Source organism: Kribbella sp. NBC_00382, from assembly GCF_036067295.1.
GTDB lineage: Bacteria > Actinomycetota > Actinomycetes > Propionibacteriales > Kribbellaceae > Kribbella.
Genome location: NZ_CP107954.1, coordinates 6,382,849 through 6,398,844 on the forward strand (window position 1 = coordinate 6,382,849; position 15,996 = coordinate 6,398,844).

Annotated in this window: 21 protein-coding genes; 8 read left to right on the forward strand and 13 right to left on the reverse strand. The window is 67.2% G+C overall.

What is annotated here, in order from left to right:
• Together OHA70_RS30365 and OHA70_RS30370 are read left to right on the forward strand one after the other, a co-directional pair.
• Positions 1 to 918, forward strand: a complete 918-nt coding sequence (locus tag OHA70_RS30365) for a carbohydrate ABC transporter permease (protein ID WP_328323293.1) — start codon at positions 1 to 3, stop codon at positions 916 to 918.
• Entirely contained in the window at positions 915 to 1,757 is an 843-nt protein-coding gene (locus OHA70_RS30370) for a carbohydrate ABC transporter permease (RefSeq protein WP_328323295.1), read from the forward strand. Before OHA70_RS30365 ends, OHA70_RS30370 begins: the two co-directional genes overlap by 4 nt.
• Here OHA70_RS30370 and OHA70_RS30375 read toward each other — a convergent pair.
• Positions 1,747 to 2,499 carry a helix-turn-helix domain-containing protein gene (locus OHA70_RS30375; RefSeq protein WP_328323297.1) on the reverse strand — a complete coding sequence of 251 codons (753 nt, stop codon included), beginning with the start codon at positions 2,497 to 2,499 and terminating at the stop codon, positions 1,747 to 1,749. The two genes, OHA70_RS30370 and OHA70_RS30375, sit on opposite strands and share 11 nt — an antisense overlap.
• An 88-nt stretch (positions 2,500 to 2,587) precedes the next feature.
• Here OHA70_RS30375 and OHA70_RS30380 point away from each other — a divergent pair, with 88 nt between their 5' ends.
• Positions 2,588 to 2,968: a nuclear transport factor 2 family protein gene (locus OHA70_RS30380; RefSeq protein WP_328323299.1), complete on the forward strand. Its 381-nt coding sequence runs from the start codon at positions 2,588 to 2,590 to the stop codon at positions 2,966 to 2,968.
• 2 nt (positions 2,969 to 2,970) lie between these two features.
• On the opposite strand, the gene OHA70_RS30385 is transcribed toward OHA70_RS30380, so the two are convergent.
• The 6 genes from OHA70_RS30385 to OHA70_RS30410 all read right to left on the reverse strand — a co-directional run bounded on the left by OHA70_RS30385 (position 2,971) and on the right by OHA70_RS30410 (position 7,715).
• Entirely contained in the window at positions 2,971 to 3,504 is a 534-nt protein-coding gene (locus OHA70_RS30385) for a hypothetical protein (protein ID WP_328323301.1), read from the reverse strand.
• An 11-nt stretch (positions 3,505 to 3,515) separates the two neighbouring features.
• Positions 3,516 to 4,571 (reverse strand): LacI family DNA-binding transcriptional regulator, encoded by a 1,056-nt coding sequence (locus tag OHA70_RS30390; RefSeq protein WP_328323303.1) that lies wholly within the window; start codon positions 4,569 to 4,571, stop codon positions 3,516 to 3,518.
• Positions 4,572 to 4,594: 23 nt separating this feature from the next.
• Entirely contained in the window at positions 4,595 to 5,704 is a 1,110-nt protein-coding gene (locus OHA70_RS30395; protein ID WP_328323305.1) for an amidase, read from the reverse strand.
• A gap of 50 nt (positions 5,705 to 5,754) precedes the next feature.
• Positions 5,755 to 6,366 (reverse strand): peptide deformylase, encoded by a 612-nt coding sequence (def, locus tag OHA70_RS30400; protein ID WP_328323307.1) that lies wholly within the window; start codon positions 6,364 to 6,366, stop codon positions 5,755 to 5,757.
• Positions 6,367 to 6,453: 87 nt separating this feature from the next.
• Positions 6,454 to 7,263 (reverse strand): LLM class F420-dependent oxidoreductase, encoded by an 810-nt coding sequence (locus OHA70_RS30405; RefSeq protein ID WP_328323309.1) that lies wholly within the window; start codon positions 7,261 to 7,263, stop codon positions 6,454 to 6,456.
• A 74-nt stretch (positions 7,264 to 7,337) separates the two neighbouring features.
• Complete coding sequence (locus tag OHA70_RS30410) at positions 7,338 to 7,715, reverse strand: hypothetical protein (protein ID WP_328323311.1); 378 nt, start codon at positions 7,713 to 7,715, stop codon at positions 7,338 to 7,340.
• A gap of 81 nt (positions 7,716 to 7,796) precedes the next feature.
• Here OHA70_RS30410 and OHA70_RS30415 point away from each other — a divergent pair, with 81 nt between their 5' ends.
• Positions 7,797 to 8,300, forward strand: coding sequence for a DinB family protein (locus OHA70_RS30415; protein WP_328323313.1), 504 nt, complete (start codon positions 7,797 to 7,799; stop codon positions 8,298 to 8,300).
• Between the two features lie 22 nt (positions 8,301 to 8,322).
• Here OHA70_RS30415 and OHA70_RS30420 read toward each other — a convergent pair whose 3' ends face one another.
• Positions 8,323 to 8,673: a winged helix-turn-helix transcriptional regulator gene (locus OHA70_RS30420; protein ID WP_328323315.1), complete on the reverse strand. Its 351-nt coding sequence runs from the start codon at positions 8,671 to 8,673 to the stop codon at positions 8,323 to 8,325.
• A gap of 64 nt (positions 8,674 to 8,737) precedes the next feature.
• Between OHA70_RS30420 and OHA70_RS30425 the strand changes: the two genes are divergently transcribed.
• A complete protein-coding gene (locus OHA70_RS30425) occupies positions 8,738 to 9,379 on the forward strand; it encodes an NADPH-dependent F420 reductase (RefSeq protein WP_328323317.1) in 642 nt (213 codons plus the stop codon).
• A 1-nt stretch (position 9,380) separates the two neighbouring features.
• On the opposite strand, the gene OHA70_RS30430 is transcribed toward OHA70_RS30425, so the two are convergent.
• The gene (locus OHA70_RS30430) at positions 9,381 to 9,779 is read right to left on the reverse strand and encodes a hypothetical protein (RefSeq protein ID WP_328323319.1); all 399 of its coding nucleotides are present in this window, start codon (positions 9,777 to 9,779) and stop codon (positions 9,381 to 9,383) included.
• Between the two features lie 122 nt (positions 9,780 to 9,901).
• Between OHA70_RS30430 and OHA70_RS30435 the strand changes: the two genes are divergently transcribed.
• A complete protein-coding gene (locus tag OHA70_RS30435) occupies positions 9,902 to 10,888 on the forward strand; it encodes an SMP-30/gluconolactonase/LRE family protein (RefSeq protein WP_328323321.1) in 987 nt (328 codons plus the stop codon).
• 8 nt (positions 10,889 to 10,896) lie between these two features.
• On the opposite strand, the gene OHA70_RS30440 is transcribed toward OHA70_RS30435, so the two are convergent.
• Together OHA70_RS30440 and OHA70_RS30445 are read right to left on the reverse strand one after the other, a co-directional pair.
• Entirely contained in the window at positions 10,897 to 11,670 is a 774-nt protein-coding gene (locus OHA70_RS30440; RefSeq protein WP_328323323.1) for a dioxygenase family protein, read from the reverse strand.
• A 63-nt stretch (positions 11,671 to 11,733) separates the two neighbouring features.
• A complete protein-coding gene (locus tag OHA70_RS30445) occupies positions 11,734 to 13,446 on the reverse strand; it encodes a BCCT family transporter (RefSeq protein ID WP_328323325.1) in 1,713 nt (570 codons plus the stop codon).
• A 169-nt stretch (positions 13,447 to 13,615) separates the two neighbouring features.
• On the opposite strand from OHA70_RS30445, the gene OHA70_RS30450 reads away from it, so the two are divergent.
• Positions 13,616 to 14,470 carry an LLM class flavin-dependent oxidoreductase gene (locus tag OHA70_RS30450; RefSeq protein WP_328323327.1) on the forward strand — a complete coding sequence of 285 codons (855 nt, stop codon included), beginning with the start codon at positions 13,616 to 13,618 and terminating at the stop codon, positions 14,468 to 14,470.
• Here OHA70_RS30450 and OHA70_RS30455 read toward each other — a convergent pair.
• Positions 14,451 to 14,954, reverse strand: coding sequence for a DUF6328 family protein (locus OHA70_RS30455; RefSeq protein WP_328323329.1), 504 nt, complete (start codon positions 14,952 to 14,954; stop codon positions 14,451 to 14,453). The genes OHA70_RS30450 and OHA70_RS30455 overlap by 20 nt on opposite strands.
• Before the next feature lie 92 nt (positions 14,955 to 15,046).
• Positions 15,047 to 15,250: a cold-shock protein gene (locus OHA70_RS30460; RefSeq protein ID WP_012921273.1), complete on the reverse strand. Its 204-nt coding sequence runs from the start codon at positions 15,248 to 15,250 to the stop codon at positions 15,047 to 15,049.
• Positions 15,251 to 15,699: 449 nt separating this feature from the next.
• Here OHA70_RS30460 and OHA70_RS30465 point away from each other — a divergent pair, with 449 nt between their 5' ends.
• Positions 15,700 to 15,975: a protealysin inhibitor emfourin gene (locus OHA70_RS30465; RefSeq protein ID WP_328323344.1), complete on the forward strand. Its 276-nt coding sequence runs from the start codon at positions 15,700 to 15,702 to the stop codon at positions 15,973 to 15,975.
• Positions 15,976 to 15,996 lie beyond the last annotated feature (21 nt).

Consider the following 15,996-nt stretch of genomic DNA (forward strand, 5'->3'; position numbering starts at 1 on the left):
ATGAGCGGTCCTCGTACCGCCACGGCCGCGAGCAAGTCTCGCAGCCGTGGCGGGCTGCTGCCCGTCGCGCTGGTCACGCCGGCGGTCGTGCTCCTGCTGCTGTTCACGATCGCCCCGGCGATCTATGCGATCTTCCTCAGCTTCCGCCGGATGAAGGTGGGCAAGGGCCTGCTCGGCGGTGGCAAGCCGACCGAGGTGTGGGCCGGCATCTCCAACTACACCTCGACCCTGAGCGACAGCGAGTTCTGGGCGAGCCTCGGCCGGATGCTGCTGATCGCGGCGTTCGGCGTACCGCTGACGGTGATCCTGTCGACGCTGTTCGCGTTGTGCCTGGACGCGAAGCGGGCCCGGCTGGTCGGCTTCGCGCGGTTGGCGATCTTCCTTCCGTACGCCGTACCGGGTGTGGTCGCGTCGCTGTTGTGGGGCTTCATGTACCTGCCCGCCACGTCACCGATCGGCGGCGACGTGGTCAACTACTTCGGCACCAAGGGGATCTTCTTCAGCGTGGCCAATGTGGCCGTCTGGGGCGTCGTCGGCTTCAACATGGTGATCCTCTACACGGCGGTACGGAGCCTGCCGAAGGAGCTGTTCGAGGCGGCCGAGCTGGACGGTGCGACGGAGTTCCAGATCGCCGTCCGGGTGAAGCTGCCGATGATCGCGCCGGCGGTGGCGATGGTCGCGCTGTTCTCGGTGATCGGCTCGCTGCAGCTGTTCAACGAGCCGACCACGCTGAAGCCGCTGGCGAACGCGATCTCGTCGACCTGGGTCCCGCTGATGCGGGTCTACACCGATGCCTTTGTCAACAACAGCATCTACGAAGGCGCCGCGACGTCGTTCGTGCTGATCGCGATGACGGTCGCCGCGACCGTTCTCGTCTCGGCCGTCGGCCGCCGGATCGCCCGGAGGTCCACCAGATGATCCGACAGCGCACCCGCTGGATCCCGACGCTGATCCTGCTGATCGGCGCCCTGTACTGCGTATTGCCGGTGCTGTGGATCGTCATAGCCTCGACCAAGACCAACGACGAGCTCTTCTCCACCGCACCGTTCCTGCCCGCCTTCAACGGCGGCTTCTGGAGCAACCTGGACGCGCTGTTCAGCTACAACCACGGCATCTTCGGCCGCTGGGTGCTGAACTCGGTGATCTACGCGATCGGCGGTGGATTGTTGTCGACGGCAATCGCCGGGGCAGCTGGTTATGCCTTGGGCAAGTATCGCTTCGCCGGCAGCACAATGTTGTTCAGGGCAATCGTCGCCGCGGTCTTGCTACCGCAGATCCTGCTGGCAGTCCCACAGTTCTTGCTGCTGGCAAAGGTCGGCATGACCAACAACTACGCCTCGGTACTGCTCCCACAACTGGTCAGTCCCTTTGCCATCTACCTGTGCAAGATCTACTCGGAGGCCTCGGTCCCCGACGAGATCATGGAAGCGGCCCGGATCGACGGCGGCAGCGAATGGCGCATCTTCCGCTCGGTCGGCGCCCCGCTGATGATGCCGGCCCTGGTGACCGTCTTCCTGCTCCAGTTCATCGGCATCTGGAACAACTTCCTGCTCCCGTTCGTGATGATCAACAACGACCACCTGTATCCGCTGACCCTCGGCCTCTACGGCCTGATGATCATCACCGGCGGCCAAGCCGCGCAGTACTCGATCGTCATCGCCGGCGTCCTGGTCTCGATCATCCCGCTCGGCGTCCTCTTCCTCAGCCTCCAGCGCTACTGGAAGATCGACCTGATCAGCGGCGGCGTCAAGCTCTGAAGTACGCGGCGGTCTGGTCGTCGGCCGGGTAGTAGGACTCGACGGCGAGTTCATCGAGGGTGAGATCGAGTGGAGTGCCGAAGGTCGTGATCGTGGAGAACATCCGCAGCTCGACGCCGTCGACGCGGATGATCATCGGGATCACGACCTCGGCCTCGACCGGGTCACTGGTCTCGCCTGGGGCCAGCAACTCTTGGTAGAGCGCGCTCAGCTTGGCGTCCGGGGCGGCCGCGAGTTGCCGTCGGACGCGGGAGCGGAAGACGGTCCGCACGTCGTCGCGGTTGACGACGAGGGCGGCCAGGCCGCGAGGGTCGAGTCCGAGGCGCAGCAGGTTCATCGGGGGCTCGAGGAGTTCCGGGGCTACGCCGGTGAGGAACGGGTCGACAGCCCGGTTGGTCATGACGATGTCCCAGTGGCGGTCGAAGGCGAGTGCTGGGTAGGGCTCGTGGGCCCGCAGGACGCGTTCTACGGCGGCGCGCGCCGCTGACAGCGCGGTGCTGTCGAGGGGGCTTTCGGCGTACCGGGGTGCGAAGCCGGCCGCGAGCAGGAGGGCATTGCGCTCACGCAGCGGTACGTCGAGTTGCTCGGCGAGCCGCAGTACCATCTCGGCGCTCGGCTGGGACTTGCCCGTCTCGACCAGGCTGACGTGCCGCGCCGAGACGTCGGCGGCGATCGCGAGATCGAGCTGACTCAGCTGTCGCCGATGCCGCCACTGCCGCAGGAGCTCTCCGACCGTTGCCATGGTCATCGAGCCTACTCATCCTGCGCCGTCTGTCGATGAAATCCCACTTCATCGACAACCGCCGCGACCCGCCACAACACTGCTGCCCATGACCACACAGCACAAGCAACTCGTCCAGCAGGCGTTGGCTCAACTGATCGGCGACGGCGGCGTCGAAGCCCTGGAACCATTGCTGACCAACGACTTCCGTCACCACCGGCCCGACGGGCTGACCCGCACCAAGACCGAATGGCTGACCGACGTCGGCAATGCCTTGACCCCGCTCGCCGGAATGGAGGTCGAGGTCGTGCACCTGCTCTCCGACGGCGACCACGTCATCCTCCACACCCACCGCCACCTCCCCAACGGCGGGCCGGCCATCGCAGTTGTAGACATCATCCGCATCACCAACAACCAAATCACCGAAGCCTGGGAAGTGATCGAGCCACTAGCCGACGTCAACTCCCACCTGGCCTGGTGGGAGCTCTGACGTCAGGTCGTTCGACTCGCGCGGCGGTGCCGGAGTTGCTCGATGCGGATGAACGCGCTGCCGATCAGGACGGCCAGGATGAAGGATGCGAAGGCCTTGATGAGGGAGGGGATCATCTTGTCGACGGAGGCGCGATCGCCTACGTAGTACGGGATGGTGTTGTCGGCGTTGGTGCAGGTGACTGTGAAGGTCTGGGGTGGGACGGGGGACTTCGAGTGGGCGATGACGTAGTAGCTCGGGCCGTCCACGGAGTAGTTCTCACGCCTCAGCGGCCCCTTCAGGGGGATGTCGGCACCGGTGGCGTCCTTGACCTGACAACTCGGGGTCTGGCCTTGCGCGGTCGTCGAGATGGTCAAGCCGTCGCGGTCCAGCCGGACGACACCATCCCCGAGTGGCACCGGTTCGGTTGGCATCGCACTCGTCATTTGCAGCAGGAAGATGGAGCTCAGCACGACGCCGGCAGCGAAGAAGACGATGGCGATCCACAGCAGCGGCCGGCGGCTGAAAGGCGGCCGGACGCCGGGTTGCATGGTCATAGCCGGAAAGACTAGTGCTGAGAGAGGGGCGGGGTGCTGGCGCGGATCACCGGGTAGGCGGGGACTGTGCGGCGGGTGAGGTCGGTGTCGGTGGTCGTCGCGCGGTAGACGGCTTCCTGGGCGACGGCGTTGAGGGCTACGTGGACTGTGGTCAGCTTCGGGACGACGTCGCGGAGGGTGCTGATGTCGTCGAAGCCCGCGATACCGATGTCTTCGGGGATGCGGAGGCCTCGTTCGCGGAGGCCTGCGAGGGCGCCGAGGGCCATGTCGTCGGTGACCGCGAAGACCAGTTGGAGGTCCTGTACTTCGGAATCGGTCAGGCTCAGCACGAAGTCGCGCGCTCCGGCCCAGCTGAAGCCTGGGTGGTGGACCCGGGTGGCCGCGTCGGCGACGCCCGACTCGACGAGGCCGGTGACGAAGCCTTCGACGCGGCGGCGCATGGACAGTAGGGGAGTACCGCTGCCAAGTACCAGGCAGCGCTCGTAACCGAGTCCGGCCAGCTCGCGGGCGAGCTGCCGGGAGCCGTCGTGGTTGTCGAAGTCGACGGTCTCGAAGGGGAGGTCGGAGCGGCTGATCAGTACCACCCGGCCGCCGGTCTCCTCGTACCGATGCAGTTCGTCGACGAGTTGCTGCTCGGACGGCGGGTCGACGTACCCGGTGCCGGCCAGGATGATGGCGCGTGGTTGCTGGCCGCGGAGCTCGCGGACGAGATCGAGCTCGCGATCGGCCTGGCGTTCGGTGACGGCGATCGAGACGTGCAGCCCGATCGCCTCGGCCTGCTTCATGATCTCGGCGGCCATCGCGGAGAAGTACGGGTCGGAGATCAGGCTGATCACCAGAGCGATCGTCCGCGACGTCCCACGCGCCATCGCCTGCGCCGGCAGGTTGGGCGTATACCCGAGCTCCCGCGCAGCCTCCAGCACCCGCTCCCGATAGCTCTCGGCAACCTTCCGCGAACTCCCGTTCAGCACCCGCGAAGCAGTCGGCTGGGAGACCCCCGCGGCCCGCGCGACATCATCAAGCGTGACAGGCCGCCTGATCCCCGAGTCACCCAGCATCCCGTTCATTGCGGCAGTTTATCGGCGAACCCTCACCCAGGTACCGAAATCGCCCGCACGATCCGCGCCGCCACCGCCAGCGCGACATCCTCCCGCCCGTGCGGCGCCACAACCTGAGCCCCCACCGGCAACCCATCGACCAATCCGACCGGCACACTCACAGCCGGATGCCCGGTCACGTTGAAGCCCCAAGACAGGTCGCCAACGACGATGTTCTGCTCATGCTGGTCATACCCATGCGCCACCCTCGGGGTGGTCGGCGTAACCAGCGCATCGACCGAGGAGAACAAGTCCGCCATTGCCGTGTTGTTGTGGCTGCGTACTCGCACGGCCGCCCGCAATGCCGACGGCTCGACCGCCAAGCCCGCATCGAGATCCCGCAGCGTCAGCCAAGCCGACTCGACCGGCAGCCAATCGAGCGCAGCATCCTGTACGACGACGCCCGGTACGCCGAGACTCGCACGCACCACCGCATCGACCGGCGGATCGCAGGCCAAGGAACTCAACGCCGACCGATAGGCCACCCGCCACGGCCCAAGGCCCACGATCGAAGGCACCGGCCAGCGAGGCAACGCCCCCGGATCCAGCCGATCCGGCCCACTGACCAAGCTGGTCGCCAGCGCGACATCTTCCACCGACGTCCCGATGAAGCCGCCGATGGTGAGCCCGGCCAATGACCGCCCGTCCGCCCGAGGCACTCGGCCAGCCGTCCCCTTGAGGCCCACGACACCACAGAACGACGCCGGAATCCGCAACGACCCAGCACTGTCTCCACCGGTAGCCAGCGGTACGACGCCAGCCGCCACAGCCGCCGCAGCACCGGCCGACGACCCGCCCGACGAGCGGGACAGATCCCAGGGATTGCGCGTGTATTCGGACCCGTTCCACCCGAACGTCTGCGAGACAGCATCCGGCCGCGCACGCGTCGACGTACCAAGAGGGATCGCCCCGGCCGCGATCAACCGCGTGACGATCGGCGAGCCAACCGGCGTACGGGCCTTGATCAGAAACGGCACCCCGGCCAACGGCAGGCCGAGATCCACAGAACGAGCCCGAGCTAAAGCGCCTTCGGCATCGAGGGAGTCGATGAAGTGCAGCACCGGGTCCCAGCGAGCAACCCCATCCAGCGCCTCCGAGACCACCTCGACGGCAGTGCGTCGCCCCGCGCGCAGCGAGGCGACAAGCTCGGTGATCAGGCGTTGAGGCCTTCGTCGCTGTGGTCGTGTTCTTCCTGGTTGAGCATGGGGGAGACGGGCCAGTCGTCCGGGTAGTCGGGGGCGAACTCCTCGGCCTCCGCGAACAGACGCTTCTTGTACTTCCGGGACAGCCGGTCTCCGAACACCATGCCCTGCGTGTGGTCGGTCTCGTGCTGCAGGCAGCGTGCGAGCAGGCCGTCACCCTCGTACGTGACGGGCTCGCCGTTCTCGTCCACCCCGGTGACCCGGGCGAAGTCCGGCCGGGCGCACTTGGTGAAGGCGCCGGGCAGCGACAGGCAGCCTTCGTCGCCCTCGTCGAGCTGGCGGTCCTTGCCCTCGGGGAGGTCGAGGACCGGGTTGCAGACGACGCCCGACTGGAAGGCGCCGCTCTTGTCCGGGCAGTTGAAGACGAACAGCTGCAGATCCACGCCGACCTGGTTCGCGGCCAGTCCGACACCCTCGGCGGCGTTCATCGTCGCGACCATGTCCGCGACGAGCTTGTGCAGTTCCTCGCCGAACTCGGTGACCGGCTGGTTCAGGTGGTGCATGACGTCCGTGCCCCAGCGGGTGATGGGTCGCACAGAGCCGTCAGTAGGCAGCGTAGACATGCCCGAAATCCTAGCGAATCCGGGCGGCCTCCGGACGCGCGCGTCCGTAGTACCGGTAGACACCCGGTACTACGGACGCGCGGCGGCTCAGCCTTGGTTGACCTCGTCGCGCCACGCGACCCAGTCGCGGAGCAGACCCAGGTCGTAGTCGGGGCCGGACGTGCTGACCGTGAAGAGCCGGGTGCCGATGTCGAGCATCGCCTTGCCGAGCTCCGCGGGGCTCTTGTCGCCGACGGCCGTCGAGCGCTCGATCTCGCCCGGGTCGCGGCCGATCGCGGCGCAGTGCGCGTCGAGCACCTCGTGCTTGTGCGCGATCGTCTCGGCGTCGCCGAAGCCGTGCCAGATGGTCGCGTGCTTGGCGACCAGCTTGAGGGTCTTCTTCTCGCCACCGCCGCCGATCAGGACCGGGATGTCCCGGGTCGGCTTCGGGTTGAGCTTGGCCCAGCGCTGCTCGATCCGCGGCAGCGACTCGGCCAGCGCGTCGAGCCGGCCGCCCGCCGTACCGAACTCGTAGCCGTACTCGTCGTAGTCGCGCTCGAACCAGCCCGAGCCGATGCCGAGGATCAGCCGGCCGTTGCTGATGTGGTCGACCGTACGGGCCATGTCGGCGAGCAGGTCGGCGTTGCGGTACGTGTTGCAGGTGACCAGGCAGCCGATCTCGATCCGCTCGGTCGCCTCGGCCCAGGCGCCGAGCATCGTCCAGGCCTCGAAGTGCAGGCCGTCCGGCTCACCGCTGAGCGGGTAGAAGTGGTCCCAGTTGAAGGCGATGTCGACGCCGATCTCCTCGGCGGCCGCGACGGTCCGGCGGATGGCGGCGTACTCCGCGTGCTGAGGCTGCACCTGGAGGCCGATCCGAACCGGATACTTGCTGTAAGGGAGGGGGCTCTCAGTACTCATGCCCGCCACCCTACGCGGTATCGGAGGATCCTCCGGATGAAGGCCGGTATCTGAGCCAGGACTGTAAAACGCCGCTACTGCGGCCACCCGCCGACGCTGTTGCTGGGCTTGGGAGTCGCCACGATCTTCAGGCAGGCCGCGCGCGACTGGTCCTGCAACCAGGTCGGCGGCAGCTCGCCCTTGGCCATGATCACCCGGGCGTTCTTCTGGATCTTGCGGAGCGCGTCGTACTTGTCCGCGGTCAATCCCATGTGCTGGTAATCGCCCTCTTGGCCGGGCGCGCCGCGCAGATTCTCGGTGCCCCAGTAGACGAGCTGGTCGACGCAGCTGGTCAGCGGGTCCTTCGACGGCTTCACCGTGGGCGTGGGGGTGGCCTTGGTGCTGTCGTCCCCGCAGGCGGCGGCTCCGGCGAGCACGGCCATGGCCAGCATCACGGTGATACCCAGTCTCATCCTGACAGTTTGCGACACCGCGGAGTCATCGGGCATCAATCGTCAGGCGGATTGTCGGTGGGAGGCGGTAGGTTCCCGGGCATGGACCTCAACGGCAGACCTGACCCGCCGACCGAAGCGGGCGAGAAGGAGACTCTCGTCGGTTTCCTGGACTTCCAGCGCGCCACGCTGCGGTGGAAGTGCGAAGGCCTCACGCCCGAGCAACTCGGTACGCCGTCCATCGACCCGTCCTCGATGACGCTGCACGGTCTGATCCGGCACCTCACCGAGAACGAGCTGGGCTGGTTCGTCGGCACCTTCACGGATGAGCCCGTCGTCTACCCGTACGCGACGCCCGAGCGCCCCGAGGGCGACTGGATCGGCCTCGACCCGAAGCAGTACGCCGCCGACCTGTACCGCTACGACCAAGCCGTCGAGCGGGCGCGAGCCGCCATCGCGGACCTCGGCCCTGACTTCGTCGGCGAGGACGAAGGCCGCCGCTTCTCGCTCCGTTGGGTCCTCGCCCACATGATCGAGGAGTACGCCCGCCACAACGGCCACGCCGACCTGCTCCGCGAACGCCTCGACGGCTCCACCGGCGAATAGCTGTCGGCCCAACGGCGAGTACTCAGGCGGTGCAGGTTGCTTGCATCAGATTCTCAGCGTGCTTGGCGGCCCAGTCGCCCAGGGCACGGATGGGGATCAGCAGGTCCTGACCCGGCACAGTCAGCGAGTACTCGACGCGGGGCGGCGCTTCGGCGTACCGGTGACGCTCGACGAGCCCGTGCTGCTCGAGCTTGCGAAGCGTCTCGGTCAGCACCTTCTGGCTGATGCCGCCGATCTGGTCCCGGAGGACGCCGGGCCGGACGGGTCCGTCGGCGAGCGAGTAGAGGACCACGGCGGACCAGGTCCCGCTGATCAGGTCGGCGGCGACCCTGGCCTGGCAGTCGGCGAAGAACTTCTGCTGTGCGTCCGTCACCGTTCCATTCTGCCTGGCCCGAAACACACCATCAGGTGCCTGACGGATCGCCTAGCTTCGCAGCATGCGAATCGGAATTCTCGGCAGCGGATTGATGGCAGATGCTCTGGGCGGGCAATGGGTACGGGCCGGCCATGAGGTGATGGTCGGCGGGCGCGATCGGTTGAAGTCAGCAGACCTGGCCGGCCGGATCGGTGCGTCGAGCGGAAGCTTGCTCGAGGCAAGTGCTTTCGGCGAGGTCACCCTGCTCGCGGTCCCGGCCGAAGCCGTCAGCGAGGTGCTGACCGGTGGACCGCCCGGTCGTTTCGCCGGCCGGACCGTTCTCGACTGTACGAACGCCGTCATCCCGGGCGACTTCACGCTGGCCGTTCCCGCGATGGCCGAGCAAGTCGCCCAGCTGGCTCCCGACGCTCATGTGGTCAAGGCCTTCAACCTCGCGCCCGACACAGTCTGGCAAGACGCCCCCTGCACCTTCGAAGGCGAGCCACTCGGCGTACCGTTCTGCGGCGACGACGAGGCCGCCAACGAGCAGGTCGCAGTCCTGATCCGCGCCCTCGGCTGTACGCCGGTCAAGGCAGGCGCCCTGGTCAGAGCTCGCCTGCTTGAAGCAACAGCCGCCCTCGCAATCGGCCTGTGGGTGGACGGCGCCGACACCCGCTCCCTGTTCCCACCGAAAGCTGCGGCCTTCGGCACCGTCCATCCCTGACTCAGCAGAAATTGACTCCGGGGAAGGGGTCCTGCGGGGTCCAGACGTCTACCGCCGGGACGTAACCCCAGGCGCCGACGTCATCGCCATAGGTCCGGTACCAGATCGAGTTGCCGCCCCCGTGCGGCTGGCCGATCGTGTAGCACTTGAAGTAGCTGAAGCCGGAGCGCAGGGTGTCGACGATCTCGATCGGGTTGCCGCTCGCGGTGTCGTAGCGCGGGCTCTTGTAGATGGCCGCGTTGACCCGGTTCCCGCAGTACAGGTTGCCGCTGCTCGCGTGGCATGTCGCCGCAACCGTGTCGGATGTCATCGGAGCGGCGGAGGCTGTCGTAGCGGTGCCCGCTGCCAGGACCGCTACGGCGCCGGCCGCAGCCAGTGCGCTCGTCTTTCGGAATCCCACAGTGTTTCTCCCCTCGTCCAGCGCCGGGGTTTCCAGCGCCGCGGTCAGTATGGGCAGCCGCGAGGGGCGCGACCGGGTCAGTTCGAGGAACCTCGAAGGGGTTGACGGACTAAGGTTTCGGCATGAGCCCCAAGTCGAGCATCGCCCCGGTTCGCTGGACTCCGCCGCCGTCGCCGCCCACCAGGGAGCCGCGGCGGATCGAAGTACGGGCTGTGCCGGTACCAGGGGAAGGCCCCGAGGATGCCTTGATCGATGCCGAGGGCAACGTGTTGACCGGGTTGGTCGACGGGCGGATTCTCCGGGTCAGCGCGGACGGGGCGACGATCGAGGTGCTCGCGGACACCGGTGGGCGGCCGCTCGGGCTGGAGTGGCTGCCGGACGGCAAGGTGCTGGTCTGCGATGCGAACCGTGGGCTGCTCACGCTCGACCAGGACGGCCGGCTCGAGACGCTGCTGGCCGAGATCGACGGCCGTCCGATGAGGTTCTGCAACAACGCGGACGTCACTCCCGACGGCACCATCTACTTCACCGACTCGTCCACCCGCTTCGGCGTCGACGAGTGGATGGCCGATCTGCTCGAGCACTCGAGTACCGGCAGCCTCTACCGGCTCACTCCCGACGGCGAGCTCACCCGGCTGGCGACGAACCGCCCGTTCCCGAACGGCGTCGCGCTGAGCGGCGACCGCCAGACGCTCTTCTTCGTCGAGACCGCGAGCTACGGACTCTTCAAGGTCGACCTCACCACCGAAGGCGCCGAACCGGAGCTGGTTGCGATGATCCCCGGCCTGCCAGACAACATCTCGCGCGGCTCGGACGGCCTGATCTGGGTCGCGATCGGCTCACCCCGCAACGCCCTGCTGGACATGCTCCTGCCCAAACAGCCGGTACTCCGCAAAGTGGTCTGGGCCCTGCCCGAGGCGCTCAAGCCGAAGGCCGCCGACATCATCGAGATCCAGGCGTACGACGATGCCGGCACCCTGGTGCACGACCTGCGCGGCAAGCACCCCGACTTCCGGATGCCGACCGGCGTTCGCGAGCGCGACGGGCAGGTCTGGCTGAGCAGCATCGGCACGACCCACCTGGCGACCTTCCCGACCCCCGAGCGCTGAGCGCTGAGTCAGCCGATCTGCCAGGACCGCTTGGACAGTCCGTACCAGAATCCGTCGACCACGGTCTCCGCAGTACCGAGTGAATCCTCCGCCGCGCCGAGGGAGACGAACAGCGGGGCGAAGTGCTCGGTCCGCGGATGCGCGATGCCCGCGGCCGGCGCCTTGTGCAGGAAGTCGATCAACGAGTCGATGTCCTGCTTCGCGAGCGCGCGCTTGGCCCAGTCGTCGAACTCGATCGACCAGCTCGGCGCGACGCCGTCGGGCGCTCCGCTGAGATTGATCGCGCTCAGGTTATGGGTGGTGAATCCGCTGCCGATGATCAGCACACCCTGGTCGCGCAGCGGCGCCAGCTTGCGGCCGATGTCGAACAGCTGCTTCGGGTCGAGCGTCGGCATCGATACCTGCAGGACGGGGATGTCCGCGTCCGGGTACATCTCCTTCAGCGGCACATAGGCGCCATGGTCGAGCCCCCGCCGAGGGTCGTCGTACACAGGAGTGGCGGGGGACTGCAACAGCTTCCGCACCTGGTCGGCAAGCTCGGGCGCGCCAGGGGCGGCGTACTGGACCTGGTAGTACCGCTCCGGGAATCCCCAGAAGTCGTAGAGCAGCGGCACCGTCTCCGTCGCGGCCAGCGTGAGCGGCGCGGCCTCCCAGTGCGCGGACACGATCAGGATCGCGCTCGGCTTGTCCATGCCGGCAGAGACCGCGGCCAGTTCCGCGGTCCACTGCCGGTCGTCCGCCAGCGGGGGAGCGCCATGACTGAGATAGAGCACTGACGTCATCGGAGAGGTCCTTTCGAAGGTGGTACCTCTATCAATGTAGTTGAATGCTCAATCTATTCCCAGTCAGTCCTTCTTCGGGGTCTCGCCGCTGACCACCAGGCTGAAGTCCTCGCCGTGGGTGGAGACGCCTTCGATCACGGCTGCCTCGACCGCCTCGGAGCCCATCGCCTTGCGCAGCATCAGCGGGTCGGTGCGCAGATCCTTGGCCAGGGCGACCGCCAGGCCGACCATCACGATGGCGAAGGGGAGGGCAGCGACGATCGTGAGGTTCTGCAGACCTTGCAACGCCTTCGCGCCACCGCCGCCAACGAGCAGCATCACAGCGGCGACCGCGCCGGTCAGCACGCCCCAGAAGACGACGACCGGTTTGCGTGGTTCGATCGAGCCGCGCTCGGACAGCGTGCCCATCACGATCGACGCCGCGTCCGCTCCGGAGACGAAGAAGATCGCCACCAGGACGACGACCAGGATCGTGGTCACCGACGCCAGCGGATAATGGTCGAGCAGGCCGAACAGCTGCCCCTCGGTCGTCGACTGGCCGGCGATGTCCACGCCGTGCCGCTGGGTGTCGATCGCCGCACCGCCGAAGATGCAGAACCAGACCAGGCTGACCAGCGACGGAACGAGCAGCACGCCGGTGACGAACTGCCGGATCGTCCGGCCGCGGCTGATCCGCGCGATGAACATGCCGACGAACGGCGTCCACGAGATCCACCAGGCCCAGTAGAAGACCGTCCAGCTGGACAACCAGGTCGCCATCGCGTCGCCGCCGCTGGCCTCGGTCCGGGCAGCCATGTCGGCCAGGTCGCGCGCATAGTCGCCGATCGCGGTCGGTACCAGGTTGAGGATCAGTACGGTCGGCCCGACGACGAAGACGAAGGCGGCCAGCACGATGGCGAGCACCATGTTGACGTTCGACAGCCATTGGATGCCCTTGGCAACACCGGAGACCGCCGACGCGACGAAGGCCGCGGTCAGCACGGCGATCACACCGACCAGTACGGCGTTCCCGGTCTTGTCGAGCCAGCCGAGGATCCGCACGCCGGAACCGATCTGGAGTGCGCCGAGCCCGAGCGATGCGGCCGAGCCGAACAGCGTCGCGAAGATCGCCAGGCTGTCGATGACCTTGCCGATCGGTCCCTCGGTCCGCTTGCCGAGCAGCGGCGCGAACGCTGAGCTGATCAGCTGCGAGCGACCGCGCCGAAAGGTGCCGTAGGCAATCGCTATGCCGACGACGGCGTAGATCGCCCACGGGTGCAGGGTCCAGTGGAACAGCGTCGTCGCCATCGCCGTCTGCAGCGCCGCATCGCTACCACCTTCGACCGTGCCCGGCGGCGGCGCCATGAAGTGCGACAACGGCTCGCTCACGCCGTAGAACATCAGCCCGATGCCCATCCCGGCGCTGAACATCATCGCTACCCAGGAGACTGTCTTGAACTCCGGCTCCTCGTCGTCGGCGCCAAGTGGGATGTTGCCGTACCGGCCGGCCGCGAGCCACAACACGAAGACGACGAAGCCCGAGGCGAGCAGCACGAACAGCCAGCCGGTGTTGGTCTCCACCCAGGTCAGCGCCGACGTCGACGCCGTACCGAGGCTCGACGCGTTCGCGAAACCCCAAGCCACGAAGGCCAAGGCGATCACGGCAGTGACGCTGAACACGATCCGGTCGAGCCCTGAGCCGGCACTCCGGCTGCCGGGTGGGGGTGGCGCCGCTAGAGCAGGATGCTCGTTCGCGTGGTCGGTGGTTGCTTGCCGGCTGTCGAAATCGATCGCCACAGCTGAATCACGCCTCGCTTCGGCGCGCCTCCGTTTCCTGATCAAATAGGGGGGACTGCCTTTCGACCATTCCGGAGATTGTGGCGGAACGCAACTATCGTGGTCTCGGCCACACCGGCGAGTCCCCGCTCCTCAGGCGTGGTCGCAGGCAGGCGTTAGGGTGCGGATCATGCGATTCGGAATCACCATCCTGCCGGAGTACCGGTGGTCCGAGGCCGGGCCGAAATGGCGCCGGGCCGAGGAGCTGGGCTTCGACCACGCCTGGACCTACGACCACCTGACCTGGGGCGGTCTGCAGGACTCACCCTGGTACGGGACGACCCCGACGCTGACCGCGGCGGCGCTGGCCACCTCGACGATCAAGCTCGGTACCTTCGTCACCTCGCCGAACTTCCGGCACCCGCTGGCGCTGACCCGCGAGCTGCTCGCCCTGGATGACATCTCCGACGGCCGCTTCCTGTGCGGGATCGGCTCGGGTGGCGGGATCGACTCCACCATCCTCGGCGGCGACGAGCTGACGCCGCGGCAGAAGGTCGACCGGCTGGCCGAGTTCGTCGAGCTGCTCGACAAGCTGCTCACCACCGACAAGGTCGACTTCAAGGGCGAGTACTTCGAGACGCGCAACGGCCGCACCTTGCCCGGCTGCATCCAGCAACCCCGGATCCCGTTCGTGATGGCCGCGAACGGTCCGCGCTCCTTGCGGCTGGCAGCCCAGTACGGCGCCGGCTGGGTGACCACGGGCGGCAAGGCCGACGACTACGAGGGCTGGTTCGGTACGGTCCGCGACCTCAGCCACCGGCTGGACGACGTACTGGAAGGCCGGCCGTTCGACCGCTATCTCTCCCTGGACTCCAAGCGCTACGCCCTGAGCAGCGCCGCTGCCTTCGAGGACGCCACCAGCCGCGCCGCCGAGCTCGGCTTCACCGACGTCATCACCCACTGGCCCCGCGCCGAGGGCGTCTACGCCGGTACCGAAGAGGTCCTGGAGCAGGTTGCGGGCGAGGTCATTCCGCGGCTCCGCTAGAGCGGCGGACCCAGGCCGGCAGGACGTACCAGAAGCCGACGAACCAGGCCAGGACGACGGCCACGGTGATGATCGCTGTCGTCCGGTTGAGGACGACGTCGAGGACGAGCAGCAGGCCGCCGCTGATCGCCACCATCAGGATGGCCAGGCCTGCGCTGGTCATCCGTGCGGCGATCGGGATCATCTTGTCGCGCACCTTGTGCTGGAAGACGATCCGGTGGAACGAGACCGGTGCGAGGAACAGGCCGGTCGCGAGCGCCGAGGCGACCAGCGTGCCGGCGTAGACGTCGTGGGTGAAGGCATCAGCGTCCTGGAAGACCGGGGTGAAGGCGATGCCGAGCAGGAACGCGAACAGGATCTGGGTGCCCGTCTGGGCCAGCCGCAACTCCTGGAGCAGCTCGATCCACTGCCGGTCCAGCCGCTCGCCCTCGTCCTCTTCCGGCCGGTGGTAGCGGGCTGCCCGGGGCTGCTGTTCGTCGGTCATGCGGTAGATGCTGCCGCAGACTGAAGAGAGCCGCACACCGGATGGTGTACGGCTCTCTCGTTACTCAGTTCTTAGAAGGACTGACCCGAAGATCAGATCGGGCGGATGTTCTCCGCCTGCAGGCCCTTCTGGCCCTGGGTGATCTCGAACTCGACGCGCTGGTTCTCGTCCAGCGAGCGGAAGCCCGAGGTCTGGATGGCCGAGTAGTGCGCGAACACGTCCGCGCCACCGTCATCCGGGGTGATGAAGCCGAAGCCCTTGTCAGCGTTGAACCACTTGACAGTACCGACAGCCATTGTTGTCTATCTCCTTGATGGCTTGTAACAAGACGCGATCCACACCTCATGAACCGCGTGTCGCCGAAAGGCCCCAGACGACGAAACCGGCCGTACAGCACAGCAAAAGTCAGTGGGAGTCCAAAACTGCAACGCGATAACTGTAGCCGATCCAGAGGCTCGTGTGGGGGGTGATCGGGAACACGTGTCGCGGAAAGTTGCCGCCCGCCACGGAGTGTGAATCACCGCCTGTAACGGCGGAGCCCCGCTGGGGCCCGGCAGGCAGACAACGAAACCCCCGCCGGACCTGCTGATTCACCGCTGGCAGGCGGCTCCGCAGCCGGTCCGGCGACAGACAAGGTCGGACAGAACCGCCTGTACGCCCGGTGATCGCTGCCCGTCCGTGCTGGATCGCTCCGGCGTGTCGTACAGCCCTGGACATCGGACACCAGGCGAGAAATGGTGTGCGGGTGATCCTCAAAGTGGTACGCAGCGGTGGATTCGCGGGGCTGACGGCGAGCGGTGAGCTCGATACCGCGGCCGAACCGGACAGTGAGCGCCTGGAGCAGGTCGCACGCGGCCTGGCCGGGGCAGACCTGGGCTCTGGCCGCCCGCAGCCCGACCGGTACGTCTACCGCCTGCAGGTGCACGGTACGGACGAGGCAGAGCCCACAGAGCTCACGGTGGCCGAGCAGGACCTGGACGCAGACACCGCCTGGCTCCTGGACCGCGTACTGCAGTCCTGAGCCAGGCGGTGCCGGGTTTGG